Source organism: Nocardia rhizosphaerae (assembly GCF_042650365.1).
Classification (GTDB): Bacteria; Actinomycetota; Actinomycetes; order Mycobacteriales; family Mycobacteriaceae; genus Nocardia; species Nocardia rhizosphaerae.
Genome location: NZ_JBHSBA010000003.1, coordinates 321,509 through 340,051, shown reverse-complemented (window position 1 = coordinate 340,051; position 18,543 = coordinate 321,509). Strand labels below are relative to the sequence as shown.

The 18,543-nt window shown below is 68.0% G+C and carries 20 protein-coding genes; 13 read left to right on the top strand and 7 right to left on the bottom strand.

The features are described 5' to 3' along the window. The first annotated feature begins 71 nt into the window (after nt 1-71). The 4 genes from ACFOW8_RS03135 to ACFOW8_RS03120 all read left to right on the top strand — a co-directional run bounded on the left by ACFOW8_RS03135 (nt 72) and on the right by ACFOW8_RS03120 (nt 3,813). Entirely contained in the window at nt 72-1,349 is a 1,278-nt protein-coding gene (locus ACFOW8_RS03135) for a sulfate/molybdate ABC transporter ATP-binding protein (RefSeq protein ID WP_378545127.1), read from the top strand. 94 nt (nt 1,350-1,443) lie between these two features. Further along, a complete protein-coding gene (locus ACFOW8_RS03130; RefSeq protein WP_378545124.1) occupies nt 1,444-2,199 on the top strand; it encodes a LamB/YcsF family protein in 756 nt (251 codons plus the stop codon). Nucleotides 2,200-2,213: 14 nt separating this feature from the next. After that, nucleotides 2,214-2,900, top strand: a complete 687-nt coding sequence (locus ACFOW8_RS03125) for a 5-oxoprolinase subunit B family protein (protein ID WP_378545121.1) — start codon at nt 2,214-2,216, stop codon at nt 2,898-2,900. A 55-nt stretch (nt 2,901-2,955) separates the two neighbouring features. Then, nucleotides 2,956-3,813, top strand: coding sequence for a 5-oxoprolinase subunit C family protein (locus tag ACFOW8_RS03120; RefSeq protein ID WP_378545118.1), 858 nt, complete (start codon nt 2,956-2,958; stop codon nt 3,811-3,813). Here the strand turns inward: ACFOW8_RS03120 and ACFOW8_RS03115 are convergent, their stop codons facing one another. Continuing rightward, nucleotides 3,814-5,331, bottom strand: a complete 1,518-nt coding sequence (locus ACFOW8_RS03115; protein ID WP_378545115.1) for a DUF4185 domain-containing protein — start codon at nt 5,329-5,331, stop codon at nt 3,814-3,816. Between the two features lie 49 nt (nt 5,332-5,380). Beyond that, complete coding sequence (locus ACFOW8_RS03110; protein WP_378548418.1) at nt 5,381-6,685, bottom strand: MFS transporter; 1,305 nt, start codon at nt 6,683-6,685, stop codon at nt 5,381-5,383. 115 nt (nt 6,686-6,800) lie between these two features. Between ACFOW8_RS03110 and ACFOW8_RS03105 the strand changes: the two genes are divergently transcribed. Then, on the top strand, nt 6,801-7,562 hold the full coding sequence (locus ACFOW8_RS03105; protein WP_378545113.1) for a pirin family protein: 762 nt from the start codon (nt 6,801-6,803) through the stop codon (nt 7,560-7,562). A 16-nt stretch (nt 7,563-7,578) separates the two neighbouring features. On the opposite strand, the gene ACFOW8_RS03100 is transcribed toward ACFOW8_RS03105, so the two are convergent. Continuing rightward, nucleotides 7,579-8,106 (bottom strand): hypothetical protein, encoded by a 528-nt coding sequence (locus tag ACFOW8_RS03100; RefSeq protein WP_378545110.1) that lies wholly within the window; start codon nt 8,104-8,106, stop codon nt 7,579-7,581. A gap of 210 nt (nt 8,107-8,316) precedes the next feature. On the opposite strand from ACFOW8_RS03100, the gene ACFOW8_RS03095 reads away from it, so the two are divergent. The 7 genes from ACFOW8_RS03095 to ACFOW8_RS03065 all read left to right on the top strand — a co-directional run bounded on the left by ACFOW8_RS03095 (nt 8,317) and on the right by ACFOW8_RS03065 (nt 14,190). Beyond that, nucleotides 8,317-9,168, top strand: coding sequence for a helix-turn-helix domain-containing protein (locus ACFOW8_RS03095; protein WP_378545107.1), 852 nt, complete (start codon nt 8,317-8,319; stop codon nt 9,166-9,168). 10 nt (nt 9,169-9,178) lie between these two features. Continuing rightward, nucleotides 9,179-9,544, top strand: coding sequence for a DUF397 domain-containing protein (locus tag ACFOW8_RS03090; RefSeq protein WP_378545104.1), 366 nt, complete (start codon nt 9,179-9,181; stop codon nt 9,542-9,544). Between the two features lie 256 nt (nt 9,545-9,800). Beyond that, a complete protein-coding gene (locus ACFOW8_RS03085) occupies nt 9,801-10,001 on the top strand; it encodes a hypothetical protein (RefSeq protein ID WP_378545101.1) in 201 nt (66 codons plus the stop codon). A gap of 19 nt (nt 10,002-10,020) precedes the next feature. Next, nucleotides 10,021-12,066 carry a M13 family metallopeptidase gene (locus ACFOW8_RS03080; protein WP_378545098.1) on the top strand — a complete coding sequence of 682 codons (2,046 nt, stop codon included), beginning with the start codon at nt 10,021-10,023 and terminating at the stop codon, nt 12,064-12,066. A gap of 57 nt (nt 12,067-12,123) precedes the next feature. Next, nucleotides 12,124-12,675, top strand: coding sequence for a Uma2 family endonuclease (locus ACFOW8_RS03075; RefSeq protein ID WP_378548415.1), 552 nt, complete (start codon nt 12,124-12,126; stop codon nt 12,673-12,675). Between the two features lie 42 nt (nt 12,676-12,717). Continuing rightward, on the top strand, nt 12,718-13,470 hold the full coding sequence (locus tag ACFOW8_RS03070) for an MBL fold metallo-hydrolase (protein ID WP_378545095.1): 753 nt from the start codon (nt 12,718-12,720) through the stop codon (nt 13,468-13,470). A gap of 138 nt (nt 13,471-13,608) precedes the next feature. Beyond that, a complete protein-coding gene (locus tag ACFOW8_RS03065) occupies nt 13,609-14,190 on the top strand; it encodes a Uma2 family endonuclease (RefSeq protein WP_378545093.1) in 582 nt (193 codons plus the stop codon). Here the strand turns inward: ACFOW8_RS03065 and ACFOW8_RS03060 are convergent. Continuing rightward, nucleotides 14,153-14,548 (bottom strand): HipA N-terminal domain-containing protein, encoded by a 396-nt coding sequence (locus ACFOW8_RS03060; RefSeq protein ID WP_378545090.1) that lies wholly within the window; start codon nt 14,546-14,548, stop codon nt 14,153-14,155. The genes ACFOW8_RS03065 and ACFOW8_RS03060 overlap by 38 nt on opposite strands. Nucleotides 14,549-14,635: 87 nt before the next feature. Here ACFOW8_RS03060 and ACFOW8_RS03055 point away from each other — a divergent pair, with 87 nt between their 5' ends. Next, nucleotides 14,636-16,120 (top strand): ATP-binding protein, encoded by a 1,485-nt coding sequence (locus ACFOW8_RS03055; RefSeq protein ID WP_378545087.1) that lies wholly within the window; start codon nt 14,636-14,638, stop codon nt 16,118-16,120. Nucleotides 16,121-16,297: 177 nt separating this feature from the next. Here the strand turns inward: ACFOW8_RS03055 and ACFOW8_RS03050 are convergent, their stop codons facing one another. The 3 genes from ACFOW8_RS03050 to ACFOW8_RS03040 all read right to left on the bottom strand — a co-directional run bounded on the left by ACFOW8_RS03050 (nt 16,298) and on the right by ACFOW8_RS03040 (nt 18,450). Next, entirely contained in the window at nt 16,298-16,528 is a 231-nt protein-coding gene (locus tag ACFOW8_RS03050; RefSeq protein ID WP_378545084.1) for a hypothetical protein, read from the bottom strand. Further along, nucleotides 16,525-17,475: a carbohydrate ABC transporter permease gene (locus tag ACFOW8_RS03045; RefSeq protein WP_378545081.1), complete on the bottom strand. Its 951-nt coding sequence runs from the start codon at nt 17,473-17,475 to the stop codon at nt 16,525-16,527. Before ACFOW8_RS03045 ends, ACFOW8_RS03050 begins: the two co-directional genes overlap by 4 nt. A 123-nt stretch (nt 17,476-17,598) precedes the next feature. Next, nucleotides 17,599-18,450: a L,D-transpeptidase gene (locus ACFOW8_RS03040; protein ID WP_378545078.1), complete on the bottom strand. Its 852-nt coding sequence runs from the start codon at nt 18,448-18,450 to the stop codon at nt 17,599-17,601. Nucleotides 18,451-18,543: the final 93 nt, after the last annotated feature.

Sequence of the window (18,543 nt, the reverse complement as noted above, 5' to 3'; positions counted from 1 at the left end):
GCGGCGACGAGCCGTTCGAGCCCGCCGACCGGTGCGGATGTCGACACCGATGGCGGCGAGGGGGTGCGGTGATGGTCGAGGGTGACGGGCTGTCGGTGGTTGCCCGAATCGAAGGCCGCGATCTCGACCTGCGAGTCGACGTCGCCCCCGGCGAGGTGCTCGCGGTGCTCGGACCCAATGGCGCCGGCAAGTCGAGTCTGCTGGAGGTGATCGCCGGACTCGTGGTACCCGACCACGGACGAGTGCGTCTCGGTGGCCGCACGCTCACCGACACCGCGCGCGGCATCGCCCTGCCGCCGCACCGGCGCGGTGTCGCCCTGCTCGCCCAGGACCCGCTGCTGTTCCCGCACCTCAGCGTCCACGCGAATGTGGCCTTCGGTCCGCGCAGCCGGGGCGCGAGACACCGTGCCGCCAAGGCGATCGCGGACGACTGGCTGGCGGCCGTCGACGCCACCGAACTGGCCGCCCGCGCCCCCGCCGCGCTGTCCGGTGGCCAGGCCCAGCGCGTCGCGTTGGCTCGCGCCCTCGCCGTCGACCCCGATCTGCTCCTGCTCGACGAGCCCATGTCGGCCCTCGACGTCGACGTCGCCCCCGCCATGCGCACGCTGCTGCGCCGCGTCCTGCGTGACGAGCCAGGCCGCGCCAACCCGCGCTGTGCCGTCCTGGTCACCCACGACATCATCGACGCCATCACCCTCGCCGACCGGATCGTCGTCGTCGAGGGGGGCCGGATCGTCGAAGCGGGCACGGTCACCGATGTCATGTCGCGTCCGCGCAGCCCGTTCGCCGCCCGTATCGCGGGCCTGAACCTGGTCCATGGCACCGCCATCCCACCTGCGCGGCCCCAACAGCGCGGCCCTACCGAGCCGATCACCGGCGAGCGCTCCGCGAATACCGAGTCGGCGTCGGCGATGAGCGGCCGCCCGTCGGGTGCCGGTACCGAGCTCGGCGAGCCGGTCCACCGCGATGAGGTGTCGCCCATCGGCCCAGAGTTCGCCGACAAGGCCGGCCACGACCCGGCTCTCGGCGCGATCCAGGTCGGCCGGCAGCGCGTAGACGGCCGCGTCGTAGGCGATTTCGTCCCCGGTGCGAGCGCGGCGGCGGTGTTCTCCCCCGCGGCGGTGGCGGTGTTCACAACAGCGCCCGCGGGCAGTCCGCGCAATGTGTTCCCGGTCGAGGTCGCCGATATCGCAGATCATGGCGGGGTGGTCCGGGTGCGCGGCGAATCGGCGATGGGCGGGCTCGCCGCCGACCTCACGCCCGCCGCCGTCGCCCAGCTCGGTCTCGTCCTCGGCGCGCGGGTGGACTTCGTGGTCAAAGCGACGGAGATTCGGGTATACGCCTGCTGAAACAACGCCCCGGTGCTGACGCCGTGAACGGAGTCGTTCATGCTCGAATCACCGGGGTATCCACCCGTGGCGCGACACACCGGAGGGCATAGCGATGCCGCTGGATCTGAACAGCGATCTGGGCGAGGGCTTCGGCCCGTGGCGGATGGGCGATGACGCCGCCATGCTCGACATCGTCACCAGCGCCAACATCGCCTGCGGTTTCCACGCCGGTGACCCGTCGATCATGCGCCGGACCTGCGAACTCGCCGTCGCCAAGGGCGTGCGGATCGGCGCCCATGTCGGCTACCGCGACCTGGTCGGCTTCGGCCGTCGCGATATCGCCATCGCCCCGGCCGACCTGCGCGACGAGGTGCTGTACCAGATCGGTGCGCTCGCGGCGTTCGCGCGCACCGCGGGCGACCGGGTGCGCTACGTCAAGCCCCATGGCGCGCTCTACCACGCGGCCGCCCGTGACCGGCTGCTCGCCGACGCCGTGCTCGCCGCGGTGGCCGAGACCGATCCCGGCCTCGCCCTGCTCGGCCCGGCCTGCACCGAATTGGAGCGAGCGGCGAACCGGGTCGGGGTGCCGTTCGTCGGTGAGGGTTTCGCCGATCGTGCCTACACCGCGGCGGGAACCCTCGCCCCGCGCGGTATCGCCGGTGCGGTGCTCGCCCCGGACGACGCCGTGGCCCAGGCGGTCGCTCTTGCGGTGTCGGGGTCCGCGCGTACCGTAGACGGTCCCGGTGCGGTCGCCGTGTCCGTGGCCAGCGTGTGCGTCCACGGCGACTCCCCCGCCGCCGTGGAGATGGCCCGCCGGATCCGGCAGGCGCTCGACGAGGCCGGCGTACCGGTGGAGCCGTTCGGCTGAGGGTGGGAGGCCAGATGACCGACTGGAACACGCGGATCCGTCCTGCGGGTGACCGCGCCGTGCTCATCACCCTCGACGACCCGCACCCGGTGCAGCGGCTCGCCTCCGCACTGCGCGTGCACGCCATCGCTGGTGTCCAGGACGTGCTGCCCGCCGCGGAAACCGTGCTGGTGACCATGCATTCGGTGAGCTACGGCGTACAGGTTCGCCGCGAACTCGTCGCCCTGCTCGACCGGCTGGATCAGGAACAGTCGCAGGCGGATTCGCCGGATGTTTCCCGTGGAACAGTGCCGGACAGCGTGATTCCCGATGAGGTGGTGCGGATACCGGTCCGCTACGACGGCGCCGATCTGCCCGAGGTCGCTCGCCTGCTCGACCTGTCTGTCCCCGAGGTGATCGCGCAGCACACCGCCGTCGACTGGCGGTGCGCGTTCGTCGGCTTCGCGCCCGGCTTCGGCTATCTGACCTCGCCCGACGGCAGACTCACCGTCCCACGCCGGGCCAGGGCCCGCACCGCCATCCCGCCTGGCGCGGTCGCCATCGCGGGCGGCTACTCGGCGGTGTATCCGCGTGGCACGCCGGGTGGCTGGCAGCTGATCGGTAGTACGGATCTGCGGATGTGGGCGGTCGATCGCGATCCGCCCGCGCTGATCCGGGCCGGAACGGCGGTACGGTTCGTCGACACGGCGACAGCGGAATAACATCAGGGCTGCTCAACGATGCGCCGCCTCGACAGCGAATCGGGGAGGGAAGTGCATGCTGATCTTCATCGAGCGGGTGGGGCCGCTCGCGACGGTCCAGGACCTGGGGCGGCCGGGGTGGTTCGACTCGGGCGTCGGCCAGGCGGGGGCGGCCGACCGGGCCTCGCTGCGGCTGGCGAATCGTCTGGTCGGCAACCCGGAAGAGTTCGCGGCCATCGAGGCGCTGCTCGGTGGGCTGGCGCTGCGTGCCGACGGTCATCTCACCGTCGCGGTCACCGGTGCCCTCGCCCCGGCCACTGTCGACGGCACCCCAGTCGGGCACGCCAGCGTCCTCGAACTCGCGGAGGGCCAGGTGCTGCGGCTCGGTCTCGCGACGTCGGGATTGCGCAGCTATGTGGCCGTGCGCGGCGGCATCGACGTGCCGAAGGTTCTCGGTTCGCGTAGCCACGACACCATGTCGGGCATCGGGCCGGAACCGCTCCGCGCCGGGACCACCCTCCCCGTCGGGGCGCCGCCGCGCAGCCTGCCGACCGTCGAGTTCGCCCCGGTCCCGGTCCAGCCGGAGGTGCTGACGGTCCGCGCGGTGCCGGGTCCACGGGCCGAGTGGTTCACCGATCCCGACGAGCTGTTCCGCGGTTCCTGGGCGGTCTCGCCCGATACCGACCGCATCGGCGCGCGCCTCGACCGGGCCGAGGGCGCGCCGCTTGTCCGGTCGATCACCCGCGAGCTGCCCGCCGAGGGTGTCGCGCTCGGTTCGGTGCAGGTGCCGCCGAGCGGCCAGCCGGTCGTGTTCCTCGCCGACCATCCGATCACCGGCGGGTACCCGGTGATCGCCGTTGTCGTCGACGCCGATGTCGACCAGGTGGCCCAGGCCAGGCCAGGCGAGCGGATTCGTTTCGTCGCGGCGCGTTGATCAGCGCGGATCCAGCCGCGCGTGCATGAGATACACGTTGTAGCTGTCCCACGCCGACACGGTGAAGTACAGGTCCCGCGCGGTGGACCAGGGGTGGATGAATCCGCCGTAGGCGCGCGGATAGTCCTGCGTGGAGACCAGCGGGACGGTCTCGGTCCACCGGCCCTGCGGTTCGGCCGCGGTGCGCAACACGATCTGCCCGACGGCCGGGTCCAGATAGACCATCTGCCAGCGACCGCTCTCGGCGTCGAAGCGCACCGACAGCTCGCTGGCAATCCCGTGCACCAGCGGTGTCGCCGAATACTCGGCGGCGGGTACCCAGTTGCCGTCCACCCAGTACTGGTAGGCGGTCTTGTTCAGCACGTCGTCGGCGCGCACCCTGGCCAGGCCGATCACCCCGATCCGGCCGTTGGGCGTGCCGAACATGTACACGTACTCGCCGTGCGGCACCATCGCCGCCACCTGGAACCGCCCGACGCCGAACAGGTTCTCCCAGCGCGCGTGCTGATCCTTGGTCCAGGTCTGCCCGCCGTCGTCGGAGTAGGCGAGGCCGCCGTAATTCGTCAGCCACATGCCCGGCACCTTCGACCAGTGGTTGACCGACATATAGCTCAGGAACTGCCGGTCGCCGAGCGCGAATCCCGAGGTGGGGATCGTGGTTGTCTCCCAGTTCTTGATCTTGCGGCTGCCGAGCAGTTCGGCGGCGTGGCAGGGACTGTCCTGGACCATCGCCTCGATGTCGATGCCGTCGTCGAGGACGCGGTCGGTGCTGTAGGCGAGTGTGTTGGAGCGCCAGTCGGCGGTGTCGGCGCCCGCGCCGCCGTACACCCAGCCCGCGCCGAAGGTATCGCCGAAGACCATGGCCACTCGGCCCGGTTCGGTCTCCCAGAACAGGCCGAGATCGGTGCCGTCCACCTGCCAGCGCATGTCGGTCCGGTTACGCGACCCGTGCCCGGTGACCTGCTCGACCAGCCGCACCGACTCGAGCCCCGGTGGCGCGACCGCGGCCCCTAGCGGACCTGGATCGACAGGTGGCTTCACAGGCACCGGTGCCGCCTGCGGCGGCTCGCCCTCCCCGCCCGGCACCGGGAACGGCATCGGCTCGTACTCCGGCCGGATCTGGATACGCGGCACGGCGCTCGCCGAACCGGTCGAGCCCTGCGCCGACGCGACGGTCTCCGCGGCGGGCCCCGGCGAGTCCCTGACGTCCGGGCACGGGTTGCGACACGGGTCCGACGGCAGCGGGGCCTGCGCGACCCGCGTGTTGTCCGGTGGCGGGTCGGGCATCGGCACCGGGATCAGCTGTGGCACCGGGATCGGGATGTCGATGGTCGGCGCGGCAACCGGTGCCGGCGGGGCCGCTGGATCGGGCTCCCGGTACAGCGGGTCGAATCCGGTTTCGCCGCACATGTTCACCGGCGGCGGTGCCCACGGGAACGGCGCCGCCTGTGCTGGGACGGTCAGCAGCACCACGAAGACGGCACCGAGTGCGGTCGCGTGCGGAACCGGCCTGCGCATGCTGTGAGAACATACCGGAACCGAGCGCCGCCGCTGTGCATTCGACCGGTCAAACGCCGCGTGCGCGACGGGAATTGAGAGCGACGGCGAGAATACCGAGCAGATACACACCCGCGCCGGCCAGCACAACGCCGATCGAGCGCCCGTCGGCGGGGATCACCAGCGCGGTGACCGCGATCGCCAGCACGAAGGTGATGTTGAAGACGGTGTCCTGCAGCGCGAAGACCTGGCCGCGTTCGTCGTCGGCGATATCGATCTGCATGCTCGCGTCGCCGGTGAGTTTGATGGTCTGCCCCGCGAGGCCCAGCCCGAACGCGCCTGCGAGCAGCAGACGGTGGGCTTCGTCGACGTAGTCACCGGTGGCCAGCGCGATCGGGGTCACCAGAGTGAGCTGCACGAGCACCGCGGTGACCAGCCCGACCAGGACCGTGCGCGGCCTGCCGAGGCGCGGGATCAGCACCGGCGTGAGGATCGCCGCGAGCAGCATGCCCGCCGCCGCGAAGCCGATCGCCACCCCGAAACCGACGAGTCCGCCGCTGGTGTCGGTACTCGGCTGCCGCAGCACCAGCACCATGATCAGCGTGTTCATCCCGAAGACCACCCGATGCGCGCCGATCCCGATCATCGCCGTCGTCACCCGCACCGCCCGCCACACCGCGCCCGCGCCGGTGCGTAGCCCGGTCGCGATGGCGTGCACCGTGCTCTCCGAACCCGCCGAACCGCTCTCCGGTCCGAGCACCCTCGGCCGGAAACCCGCGGCGAGCACCGCCCCGACCACCGACCCGATGCCGCTGAGCGCCACCGCCACCGCGGCGGCCGTGTCACCGGCGCCGAGCAGCGCGATCACCGTGACCGCCGCCGCGGCACCGACCCCGGCACACACCGAGGCCACCGTGGCCAGCACCGAGTTCATCGGCACCAGCCACCGCTGTTCGAGCACCCGCGGCAGTGCCGCCGACACTCCGGCCAGCACGAACCGGCTGATCCCGACCGTCGCCAGCGCCAGCAGCAGCAGCGGCGTCTCGCCGATACCGGAGAACAGGCCGGTCGCGGCGAGGCCGATCAGCACGGCGCGCGCCAGACTCGCCGTGAGCAGCACGGTGCGCCGGTCCCAGCGATCGAGCAGCGCGCCCGCGTAAGGCCCGAGCACCGAATAGGGCAGCAGCAGGACCGCGAACCCGGCGGCGATGGCCAGCGGATCGGTCTCGCGTTCCGGGTTGAACAGAATCGCGCCCGACAGCGCGGCCTGGAACATCCCGTCCCCGAACTGGGCCGCCAGCCGCAGCAGCGCCAGGCGCGGCATCTGCGGATTCCGGCGGATCACCCCTCGGCTCTCGCGCAGCAGATGCCGCATCGAGACCGGCGACTCATCACCCGGATTGCCCCCGTCATGGGGATGAGTCGACACCTCGTGAGAATAGTGGTGCCAGAATTGGGGCGGCGGTACGGGTGCGAACAGGAGGAACCTCATGTCCATCGAACTCCATCGCGGCGGTGACCGGATGAAGACCAGGGTCTCCTGGCTCGATTCCAAGCATTCGTTCTCGTTCGGGGAGCACTACGACCCCGACAACACCCATCACGGTCTGCTGCTGGTGAACAACGAGGATGTGGTGCTGCCGGGCGAGGGATTCGACACCCATCCGCACCGGGACATGGAGATCGTCACCTGGGTGCTCGGCGGCAGTCTGGTGCACCAGGATTCGCTCGGGCACAGCGGCGTCATCTATCCCGGTCTGGCGCAGCGTATGAGCGCGGGCACCGGCATCCTGCATTCGGAGAAGAACGATTCCTGGCGCCTCGACGGCGCGCTGCCGGAGCACGAGGAGCCGGTGCATTTCGTCCAGATGTGGGTGGTGCCCGACGAGCCCGGCGTCGACCCCGGCTATCAGCAGCTCGAGATCGATGCCGAACTGGCCGGTGGCGACCTGGTGACGGTGGCCTCCGGCCTACCCCGCTACCGCGACCGCACCGCCATCGCGATCAATTCCTCGCACGCCGCCATGCACGTGGCGCGGATGCCCGCCGACAGTCCCGGCGTCACCCTGCCCGACGCGCCCTACCTGCATGTCTTCGTGGCCCGTGGCGAGGTCGACATGGAGGGGGTCGGCACCCTGTCCCAGGGCGACGCCGTGCGGCTGACTCGCTCTGGCGGTCAGGTGCTTCGCCCGAGCGGCGGTGGCGCGGAGGTACTGGTGTGGGAGATGCACGCCCGCCTCGGCGGTGCGTAGGCCCGCCCCGGTGCGGTCAGGCCGAGCCCGGTTCGTGCTGCAGCAGCAGCGTTCGCGCGTTGGTCCTGGTGGCGGCGATGATCTGGGCGAAGTCCGGGCGGTAGTCACCGTCGGGTTCCTGCATCCAGGTGCGGTAACCGCTGCGTTCGTCGGCGGGCGAGGGGAGCACGATCTCGCTGCCGGGTAAGGCCACCGAGGCGCACACCCGGAACAGGTCGGCGAACAGCACGGTGTCGAGGTAGGAGTTGTCGGTGGGACCGGTGAGGAAGGTCCAGCGGCCGGAGCGGGGGTGGGCGATGATCGGCCCGCAGCGCAGCCCACGCCCGATGAGCAGGCCACGGACCCGCTCGCCCAGCGTCGACGGCATCACCACCGCGCCGACCGCGCCGATCTCGAGCATGATCCGTCCCATCGCGGCATCGACGACACCGTAGAGCCCGTTGTGCTTGCGGTAGTGACGGCAGCGCGACAGCGCATCCTGGGTGGCCGAGTATTCCTCGGCCGCAGTATACCCGCCCTTGTCTTCAGTGCGCGACGTGCTCATCACGACCTCGTCTCTGTCGACGCTGACTCGATGTAGCTGTGAATTCGCTCGATCGGGGAGAGATGGTGGATCACGAACCGGGTGACGCGGGAAACTTTTTCATAACGACGGACCGCGTGGGAAATTTGCCGTTCTCAACAGCGTAGTGCCGCACAACCGCGCTGACAATAGTCAATAGCTGGTGTGTCGATCGGCGTACGATGTTCGCCCATGGCCCCCGTATCGCCGACCGTGGCGCGCTGGGAACTCGTGCTGCGCCTGCGTGAACTGCGTGAGCAGCGCGGGTTCGACTCGGCCGGTTTCGCCCGCCAGGTCGGATTCACCCCGGCCAACTGGTCCCATGTGGAGAAGGGCCGCCGGGTGCTCACCCGTACCACGATCGAGCCGGTCCTCGACGTGCTCGATGTGAACGCCGAGGAGCGCGCCGAACTGCTCGCCCTGCTGGAATCGAGCAAGCAGCGCGGCTGGTGGTCGACCGCCTCGGCGCTGATCGGGCCTGAGTTGCAGCGGCTCTACGGGATGGAGGCCGGTGCGGCGAGCATCCGCAGCTACGACAGCCTCATCGTTCCCGGCCTGCTCCAGACCGAGGCCTACGCGAGGGCTCTGATCAGCGCCGATGTGATGATCCGGCCGGTTCAGGTCGATCAGCTGGTGGCGATCAGGCTGCGCCGCCAGCAGCGCCTGCGCGACGCCGATCCGCTCGAACTGACGGCCGTGCTCGGCGAGGCGACCCTGCGGCAGCAGACCGGCGGCGCCGAAGTCCTGCGTCGGCAGCTGCGGCACCTGGTAGAACTGATGCGCGATCTCGACACCGTCGATGTCAGGGTGATTCCGTTCAGTGCCCCGGAGGGGGCGGTTCTCGGCGGCTCGAGCTTCCATCTGCTCGACTTCGCAAGCGATCAGCTACCGACCTTTGCCTGGGCCGAGAGTGCGGTGTTCGGTGGCCCGGTCGACGATGCCGAGATGGTGCGCGATCTCGGCTTCGCCTATGTTCGCGCCCGCGAACGAGCGCTTTCCCGTCCCGAATCGCTGGCTCTGATCAGGGAGTATGCGGGAGTGTAGGATTCAGGGTATGTCCACCACCGCTCGTCGCCGCCCGGCCGATCACGGCTGGTTCACCTCGTCGCGTTCGAACAACGGCAACCAATGTGTCGAGGTCCGTTTCGACGGAGACATCGTTCAGATACGTGACAGCAAATTCCGTCGTAACCCGATGAACATCGGCTCGGAGGAGCCGATCATCACCGTCGACGCCGAGCTGTGGTCCGCATTCCTGCACTGCCTGCTCTCCACCCGCCGCCACCCCGACCTCGTCGCCCACATCGCCGCCGACGGCTCGGCCACCCTCCGCCACGACGACACCCTCCTCCGCTTCACCGCCCCCGAATGGGACGCCTTCGTCGCCGGCGTCCGCGACGACGAATTCGTCTGCGCCTGATCTCGACCGCCGAGCTGTAAGGTCTCGAAAGTCGGGGCCACATCTGGAGAATTTCGGCCATAGACGTGGCCGGTCGCGACTTCGAGATCCCCCACCGTCGGCACAGGACGCGTGCGTCCCCAGCACCCCCCGGTACCACCGCGCGATCGAATGCCGCGGTCCGGACATCGACATTTGGCGACCGGCACGGTTACGTTCGTGTCGAAACACCTGGCGCACAATGAAAGTGACGTGATTCGAGGCGAAGGAGGCCCTCATGACCACCGCAAATCGACTCCGCACAGAAGGCCGCGCTGAGGGTCAGGTCGAGGTCCTCATGCAGTTGATGGCCGAGAAGTTCGGGCCGCTTCCCGCCCGTGTCGTGGATGCGATGCGCGGGGCGAACCAGGATCAGCTCAGCGTGTGGACCGGTCGTCTGCTCTCGGCGAAAACTCTCGACGATCTCGGTATCGCCTGATCGCACGTGGTCAGCACACATGTCGGCGGTTGTCGGCATACTGGAGCGCGTGACTTCCGATCTGAGCGCTCCCTCCGGTATCGACCTGTCCTTCCGTGATCAGGATGTGCGGGTGCAGGACGATCTGTTCGCCCACGTCAACGGGCAGTGGCTGGCCGAGTATGAGATCCCGGCCGACCGCGCCGTCGACGGAGCCTTCCGCACCCTGTACGACCAGGCCGAGATCGACGTGCAGGCGATCATCACCGCCAGTGCCGACGGTGGATCCGACGATGCGGATGCCCGCAAGATCGGCGACCTGTACTCGAGCTTCATGGACACCGACGCGGTGGCCGCGGCCGGGTTCGCGCCGATCGCCGCGGAACTTCGCGAGATCACCGAGGTAGCCGATCCGAGCGCGTTCGCCGCACTGCTCGGGCGATTGCAGCGCACCGGTGTGAAGGGCGCGCTCGGCTACTACGTCGACACCGACGACAAGGACTCCACCCGCTATCTGGCGCACGCCACCCAGTCGGGCATCGGGCTGCCGGACGAGTCGTACTACCGGTCCGACGAGTTCGCCGAGATCCGGGCGAAGTACCAGGCCCATATCGCGAAGATGTTCACCATCGCCGCCGCCGATCCGGCCCTTGCCGGTCTGCTGCCCGCCGATCCGGCCGATGCCGCGAGCCGCATCGTCGAGCTGGAGCGCACGCTCGCCGCCGGGCACTGGGATGTGGTGCGCCGCCGCGATGCGGAGAAGAGTTACAACCTCACCACTTTCGCCGCCCTCGCCGCCGAGAACCCCGAATTCGACTGGACCGCATGGGTCGACGGCATCGCCACCGGCCTGGACCGGGCCGGTGCCGACCTGTTCGCCGAGCTGGTGGTGCGCCAGCCCGACTATGTGCGCGCGTTCGCGCAGGCGTGGGCCGCGGTGCCGCAGGCGGATTGGCAGCTGTGGGCACTGTGGCAGGTGCTGCACGCCAGGGCGGCGTTCCTCACCGACGAGATCGTCGAGGAGAATTTCGACTTCTACGGCCGCACTCTCACTGGCGCGCAGGAGAATCGTGAGCGCTGGAAGCGTGGCGTGTCGCTGGTGCAGGAGCTGCTCGGCGAGGCCGTCGGCAAACTGTATGTGGCCGAACACTTCCCGCCGCAGGCCAAGGCGCGGATGGTGGAGCTGGTGGCCAATCTGCAGGAGGCCTACCGCCGCAACATCTCCGAGCTGGAGTGGATGGGCCCCGACACCCGCGCGGCCGCGCTGACCAAGCTGGCCAAGTTCACGCCCAAGATCGGCTACCCCGACACCTGGCGCGACTACTCGGCCGTCGAGATCGACCGGGCCGACCTGGTCGGCAACTATCGGCGCGGCTACGCCGCCGACCACGACCGCGACCTGGGCAAACTGGGTGGCGAGGTGGATCGTGGCGAGTGGTTCATGACCCCGCAGACGGTGAACGCCTACTACAACCCCGGCATGAACGAGATCGTCTTTCCCGCCGCCATCCTGCAGCCCCCGTTCTTCGACATGAACGCCGACGACGCCGCCAACTACGGCGGGATCGGCGCGGTGATCGGCCACGAGATCGGCCACGGCTTCGACGACCAGGGCGCCAAATACGACGGCGACGGCAATATGAAGGACTGGTGGACCGACGAGGACCGCGCCGAGTTCGGCAAGCGCACCAAGGCGCTGATCGACCAGTACAACGTGCTCTCCCCCGCCGACCTGGCCGACGAGCACACGGTCAACGGCGAGTTCACCATCGGCGAGAACATCGGCGACCTCGGCGGTTTGTCGATCGCGCTGGCCGCTTACAAGATCTCCCTCGACGGCGCGGAACCGCCGGTCATCGACGGACTCACCGGCCTGCAGCGCGTCTTCTACGGCTGGGCCCAGGTCTGGCGCACCAAGGCCCGCCCCGAGGAGGCGATCCGCCGCCTCGCCATCGACCCGCACTCCCCGCCGGAGTTCCGGTGCAACGCCGTCGTCCGCAATATCGCCAGCTTCTACGAGGCGTTCGAGGTGTCCGCCGAGGACAAGCTGTACCTGGCGCCCGAGGAGCGCGTGACGATCTGGTAACCGGTACGGCCGCCATCCGGCGACGCGAACAGAGGCGGTAGGGATGGTTGCAGCGGCATCGCGTCGGCGTTCGATCACAGCGAACAGTTCGACGCCTTGCCGATCGACACGTCCCATCGATACGAGATCGAGGATGGGTTCCTGCTGGTAGACGCGCGACCTGCGGCACCGCACAGCCGGGCGATCAAGCGCCTGCTCATCCAGCTGGACAGTCAGCTTCCGGTCGGCTACGAGGCCTTCGCCGAGCTGGAAGCGGAGCTTGTGGGCCGCTCACCTCGCCGAGTACCGGACATCGTGGTCGCCGACAGCGCGGTGGGCGAGCAACAGCGGGTCCGCGCCGACCAGATCGAAGTCGCTGTCGAGATCGCCACCTCCGGCGAATCCGCGGTGCGGGACTACGCGGTCAAAGCTGGGGAGTACGCGCCGAATTCGATCGCCCACTACTGGGTCATCGATGTCCTCGAACCGACTTCGGTGGGTCTCACCGTCTACACTCTCGACCAGGGTGAATACCGCATCTCACCACGGGCGACGGGTTCGGTGACGCTGTCGGCGCCCTTCGCGTTGACCATCGACCTGGACGCGCTGACCGGCGCTCGCACGGCCTGATCGGTAGGGTTGCCGGTACAGCCGGACCGTGAGGGGTTGAGGATGTCCTGGGAACAAGTCGCCGACGACGTCTTCGTCATTCACGGCACCCACGTCAACCTGTATCTGTTGCGGGACGGCCGCGATCTCACGCTCATCGACGCCGGTTGGTACGGCGACGCGGCGACGATCGAGCGGGCGGTCCGCGACATCGGTCACCGCCCCGAAGACATCGCCGCGATCCTGCTGACCCACGCCCATCTCGACCATGTCGGCGCGCTGAACCACCTGCACCGCCGCTACGGCACCCCGGCCTACACCAGTGCGATCGAGGTGGCCCACGCCCGCGGCGAATACCACGAATCCGCCACCCCACTAGACGTGATCAAGCGCCTCACCGACCGAAGCACCATCGCCTGGGCCGCCCGCATCACCGCCGCGGGCGGCCTGCGCAACAACACCGTCCCCCACATCCAGCCGTTCCCCACCGAAGGCCCCCTCGACCTCCCCGGCCACCCGGTCCCGATCCCCTGCCCCGGCCACACCTCCGGCCACTCAGCCTTCCATCTCCCCGAGGTGGGCGCCCTCGCCACCGGCGATGCCATGGTCACCGCCCACCCCACCTCGAAAATCCAAGGCCCCCAACCCCTCCCGAACTTCTTCAATCACGACACCCCAGCAACCATCGCCGGCTACACCACCCTGGAGCCCCTCCCGGCCGACCTCCTACTCCCCGGCCATGGCCCCGTCTGGCGCAATGGCGTCGCCACTGCCGTAGCCCAAGCCAGGACGAACGCCCAGTACCAACGGCCCTGATGCGGAATCGGCCGCCCGCGTCGGGTGATGTCTCGCTCGTCGGGCTGGATTCTCTGTACGGCTGAGTGGCGGTGACACTGCCCCGCTAGTATTGACTCCAATCGCTCGGGTCCGGAACCGGCGGAGGAGGTGGCCCATATGGCGATGCCCGTACCGCACAACGACTACTGGACCGCCGCGGACCTTGACGATATGCCCGAGGACGGTCTGCGATACGAGGTGCTGAATGGCCAGCTCGTTGTGAATGCCGCCCCGAAGCCGCGCCACCAGCTGCTGATCCAGCGGCTGGTTCGCGTCCTGGTGGACGCGGCGCCCGCGGACTCTCTCGTGCTCGACGGGGTCGGTGTCGTGATCGGGGACGACGAGCCGATCCCCGACGCCATGTTCGCCACCGGCGCAGTCGACCTTGATGCCCGAGGTGTTCCGGTCGACCAGGTCGACTTGGTAGTGGAGGTCGTTTCCAGGTCCACGACGATGACCGACCGTGTCGTCAAGCCGATCATGTACAGCAGCGCCGGTATCGCCTCCTACTGGCGATTCGAGATCAACCCGTTCGCAGGTCAGTTTCCCGGGGAAACGTTGCCGGTTCTGTTCGTGTACCGGCTCGGCCCCGACGGCGGTTACGAACAAACCCACCGGGTGGCCGCCGACGACACCGCCGACCTCCGAACCCCGTTCCCGGTCACCATCTCTCCGGCCACCCTGCTGCCCCGATCTTGATCCCTGGTGCGCGCCGGAGTGGGGCGGTCGCCGTGAGTGGACGCGGCGCGCCCGACCGGAACGGCCCATCTTGCGTCACTTCCGGCCAGCGTGAACTTAGATTGTGCACCCGCCAGTGAGAAGTATCCGGATGTGTGGCCCGGTTCGCCGGTGCCGGTCCTCGATGCGCACGGCGTGACTTCGGCATCGACAGTGACAGTTCCACGCGGCCCGCGTTCGTCCGCCACTCGTCATCGAAAACGAAGGCGATGTCAGGACCGTTGACCTGGGTGAACCATCCGACCCGTTGGCCGCCGATATAGGTGGTGAGCCGGTCTTTCGTAGGACACAGCCATCCCCAACGACGCCAGGACCGCATAGCGCCCCGCGGTGTGGCGCCCCATGTCATCCATTAGGAGTACCCTTCTAAGGGATGTACTCCTAATACTTGAGGAGCCTGGGTCTGATGACGAAGCCGGAACACTTGTTCAACCGGGCCGCGGAGTGGGAAGCCCTGATGACGTTCGCGTCGCGGCAGGCGACGACGGCCCAGCTCGGCATTGTCAGCGGCCGGCGTCGAATGGGAAAGACCTACCTGCTACGGGCGCTGGTCGACCAGGTCGGAGGTTTCTACTTCGTGGCGACGACGGCGACCGCAGGCGAGTCGCTGCGACAGTTCGGGGCCGCGTTGGCCGAATTCACCGGAGCGGAAGTACCGATCTCGTTCGACAACTGGGACCATGCGGTCACCTACCTGTTCGGACTGGCCGCACGCGGACATGCTGCAAAGCCACTGCTGATCGTGATCGATGAGTTCTCGTACCTGGTGAAGGCGGTGCCCGAACTGCCGTCGTTGATACAGCGGGAGACCGACCGATATCAGATCGAGCCGAGTGGCACTCGGCTGCTGCTGTGCGGCTCGGCGATGTCCGTGATGGGCGGGCTGCTCGCCGCCAACGCGCCACTGCGAGGGCGTGCACAGCTGGAGGTGGTTGTCCGCCCGTTCGGATACCGTGACGCGGCGGCATTCTGGGGAGTGGCGACCGATCCCGCGCTAGCCGCCCGCCTGCACGCGGTACTCGGCGGAACACCCGCCTATCGAAGGCAATTCCTCGCCGACGACGTCCCCGCGTCCCTCGACGACTTCGACTCGTGGCTGGCGCGATCGGTGCTGTCACCGCTGAGTCCGCTGTTCCGGGAGGCGCGCTACCTGCTGGCCGAGGAGGCCGAGATCCGTGACACCGGTCTCTATCATTCGGTGTTGGCGGCGGTCGCCAACGGCAACAACACCCGCGGCGGGATCGCCGGCTATATCGGCCGCAAAGCGGTTGACATCTCGCACCCGCTCGCCGTGCTCGAGGACTGCCAGCTGCTGGTCCGTGAGCAAGACGTGTTCCGAGCTGGAAAGTCCCTGTACCGCATAGCCGAACCACTGATCAACTTCTACGAAGCCGTCATGCGCCCGTCCTGGGCGCGATTGGAAAGCGGCCAGGCACAACAGGTGTGGGTCCGTTCGAAGGAGAGATTCGCGGCACAGGTCGCCGGGCCGCACTTCGAGGCGGTTTGCCGGGAGTTCATGCTGGGCGACGGCATCGAGATGCTCGGCCCGGATGCCGCTTTCGGCGATGTGGGCTGCGGAGTCGTCACCGATTCGGTAGTACGCAAGCAAATTCAGATCGACGTCGCGGTCACCCAGCCGGGCAATGGTGGGAACCGGGGCGCGGTGTCGCTGCTCGGCGAAGCGAAATGGGGAGTAACGATGGGACTGAACCATCTGGATCGGCTTGCTCGTGCCCGCGAGGTTCTGGCCACCAACAGCCTCGATACCTCGAACTGTCGTCTCGCGTGCTTCAGCGGTGCTGGATTCAGTGACGCACTTCGCGAGCGCGCCGCGAAGACGTCGGACGTGCTACTCATCGACCTCGCCCAGCTGTATGGCACTCTGGAATGACGACTCAGACGAGATCGAGGCTATCCTGCACCGACTGCGCGAAACCGCCATTCGACTCCCACACGGCGTAACGCCTCGAGTGCCGAACCCTGATTCGGCGCTCACCGGCATCGACGCCGGATCGGCGGACATCCGCGCGAATCGATCCGCGCCGGCCCGTCGCTGATACAGCCGAAATCAATCGCCACTGAACCACAGGTACCCGTGGCGGTTGATCGCGTCTTGCGCAGCCTCACGCAGCACCGTCACAACCTCTTCTTCGCGCTCATTTCGTGCTGCAGTCTCCGCCAACTCTTTCACGAAGAGGGTCAACTGGTAGGAGTTGAACATAGTATCTGCGTAGCCGAGCACGGTGACCGCGCGTTCCCTGCGGCGGTAGGCCGGTGTCCGCGGACCGATGTGTTTCATCGTTCGCCCCGATCCATCACGCGCACCTGGATCAGGGTGACCACCAGCAGCACCAGGAACATGATCGTGGCCACGGTGGCGCCGTAGCCGGCCCGGAAGTTGCGGAACGATTCCTCGTACACCTGGAACACCATCGTCATCGTGCCGTTGCCGAGTGGCCCGCCGCGCGTCATCACATTGATGATGTCGAAGACCTGCAGCGAGTTGAGCAGCACCGTGATCGACAGGAAGTACGTGGTCGGACGTAGTTGCGGCAGAAGGACTTTCGTGAAAGTCGTCCAGCGGCTCGCGCCGTCCATTTCGGCGGCTTCCATCAACTCGGCGCGCACGCCCTGCAGCGCGGCCAGATAGATGACGAAGGTGTAGCCGAGATTCTTCCAGATGTAAGTGATCGTCACCATGAAAAGGGCCCACCGCGGGTCCTGGTAGAAGTCCGGTATCGCGGTCACCCCGAGCTTGCGCAGGATGTCCTGTACCAGACCGAAACTGGGATCGAAGACGAACTGGAACGCCACCCCGATCGCGGCACCGGAGATCACGAACGGCGCGAAGATCGCGGAGCGAACCACATTGCGTCCGAACAATTTCCGATCGAGCAGCAGTGCCAGCGCCAGGCCCAGCGCCATGCTCGCCACGACGGCGGAGACGGTGAAGATCACCGTGTTGGTGACGACCTTCCACGAGTCGGCGCGCTGCCACCACTCCACGTAGTTGGCGAAACCGATTGGTGTGGCGACAGGTTCGGCGATGTTCCAGTCGGTGAACGACAGCCGGATGTTGTCGGCCAGCGGCCGGTAAACGAACAGCGTCAGCAGCGCGAGGTTCGGCAGCACCAGGACCAGGAACAGCGCGTAGTCCTGCCACGGGCGGCTTTTCAGCCCTCGGCCACGTTGGGTGGGGAGTACCCGTTCCGGACTGCTTCGCACCGCGGCAGTTTTACGGCGCACGGCGAACTGTTAGTTAACCCTGCCCGCCGAATTTCTGAACATCGGGCGCACAGGTGCGAGTACAGCAAGAAGCCGAACAACACGACCGCGAAAGATCGTATTGTTCGGCTTTTGTTCAGTGGATCAGTTCCAGTCGCCGAGTCCGTCACCGGCACTCAGGGTCGGTCCCTGGGTGTTGCTGACGATCACGGCATCGCCGCGCTTGCTGTTCTCCAGGAACCACTTGGCGTTCTCGGTGCTCACGTTCAGGCAGCCGTGGCTGGCGTTGGAGTAGCCCTGCTGGCCGACCGACCACGGTGCGGCGTGCACGAAGATGCCGCTGTTGGACAGCCGGGTGGCGTACTCGACGTCGAGCTTGTAACCCTCGGGGTCGGTGACCGGCACACCGTAGGTGGAGGAGTCCATGGTCATCTTCTCGAGCCGCTCGCCGACGATGTAGGTGCCGTTGGGGGTCTCGTAGCCGGGCTTGCCCAGCGAGGTCGGCATCTCCTTGACGGTCTCGCCGTTGACGGTGACCGTGATCATCTTGGTGTTGTCGTCGACGTAGGACACGACGGCGTCGCCGATGTGGAATGCGCTGGTGGTGCCGCCCGCGACGACCTCGACGTCGGTGTTCGCCGGCCAGAACTCGTTCGGCTTCCAGCGGACCTGCTTGTCGCTGGTCCAATAGAAGTGACCGGGCGCGGGGTTGCTCGAGGTGACCTCGATGAACTTCTCCGCTGCCGCGCGGTCGGCGACCGGTTCCTTGAAGGTGATGATGATCGGCTGGGCGACACCGACGGTCTCACCGTCGGCGATGTTGATGTTCGGCGGCGCGAACGGCGCTTCGGCAGCGGGCGCGTTCACCGCGGGCTGGCTGGAACCGGAGCCGGGGAGGATCGGCTCGGCCTGCGCGGGTGCGGCCAGCAGGGCGCCGGTCGTCGCGACGGCCGCCGACAGCAGCAGGCCACGGCGAAGCCGACGCGATTGCCGCATATTTGCCTCGTGGTGCATAGGTTTCTCGTCCATTCCATCTCCCGTGCCGCTGGGCGGCGCGGGATCTTCGTGATTGACGCGTTGCTACTCCCC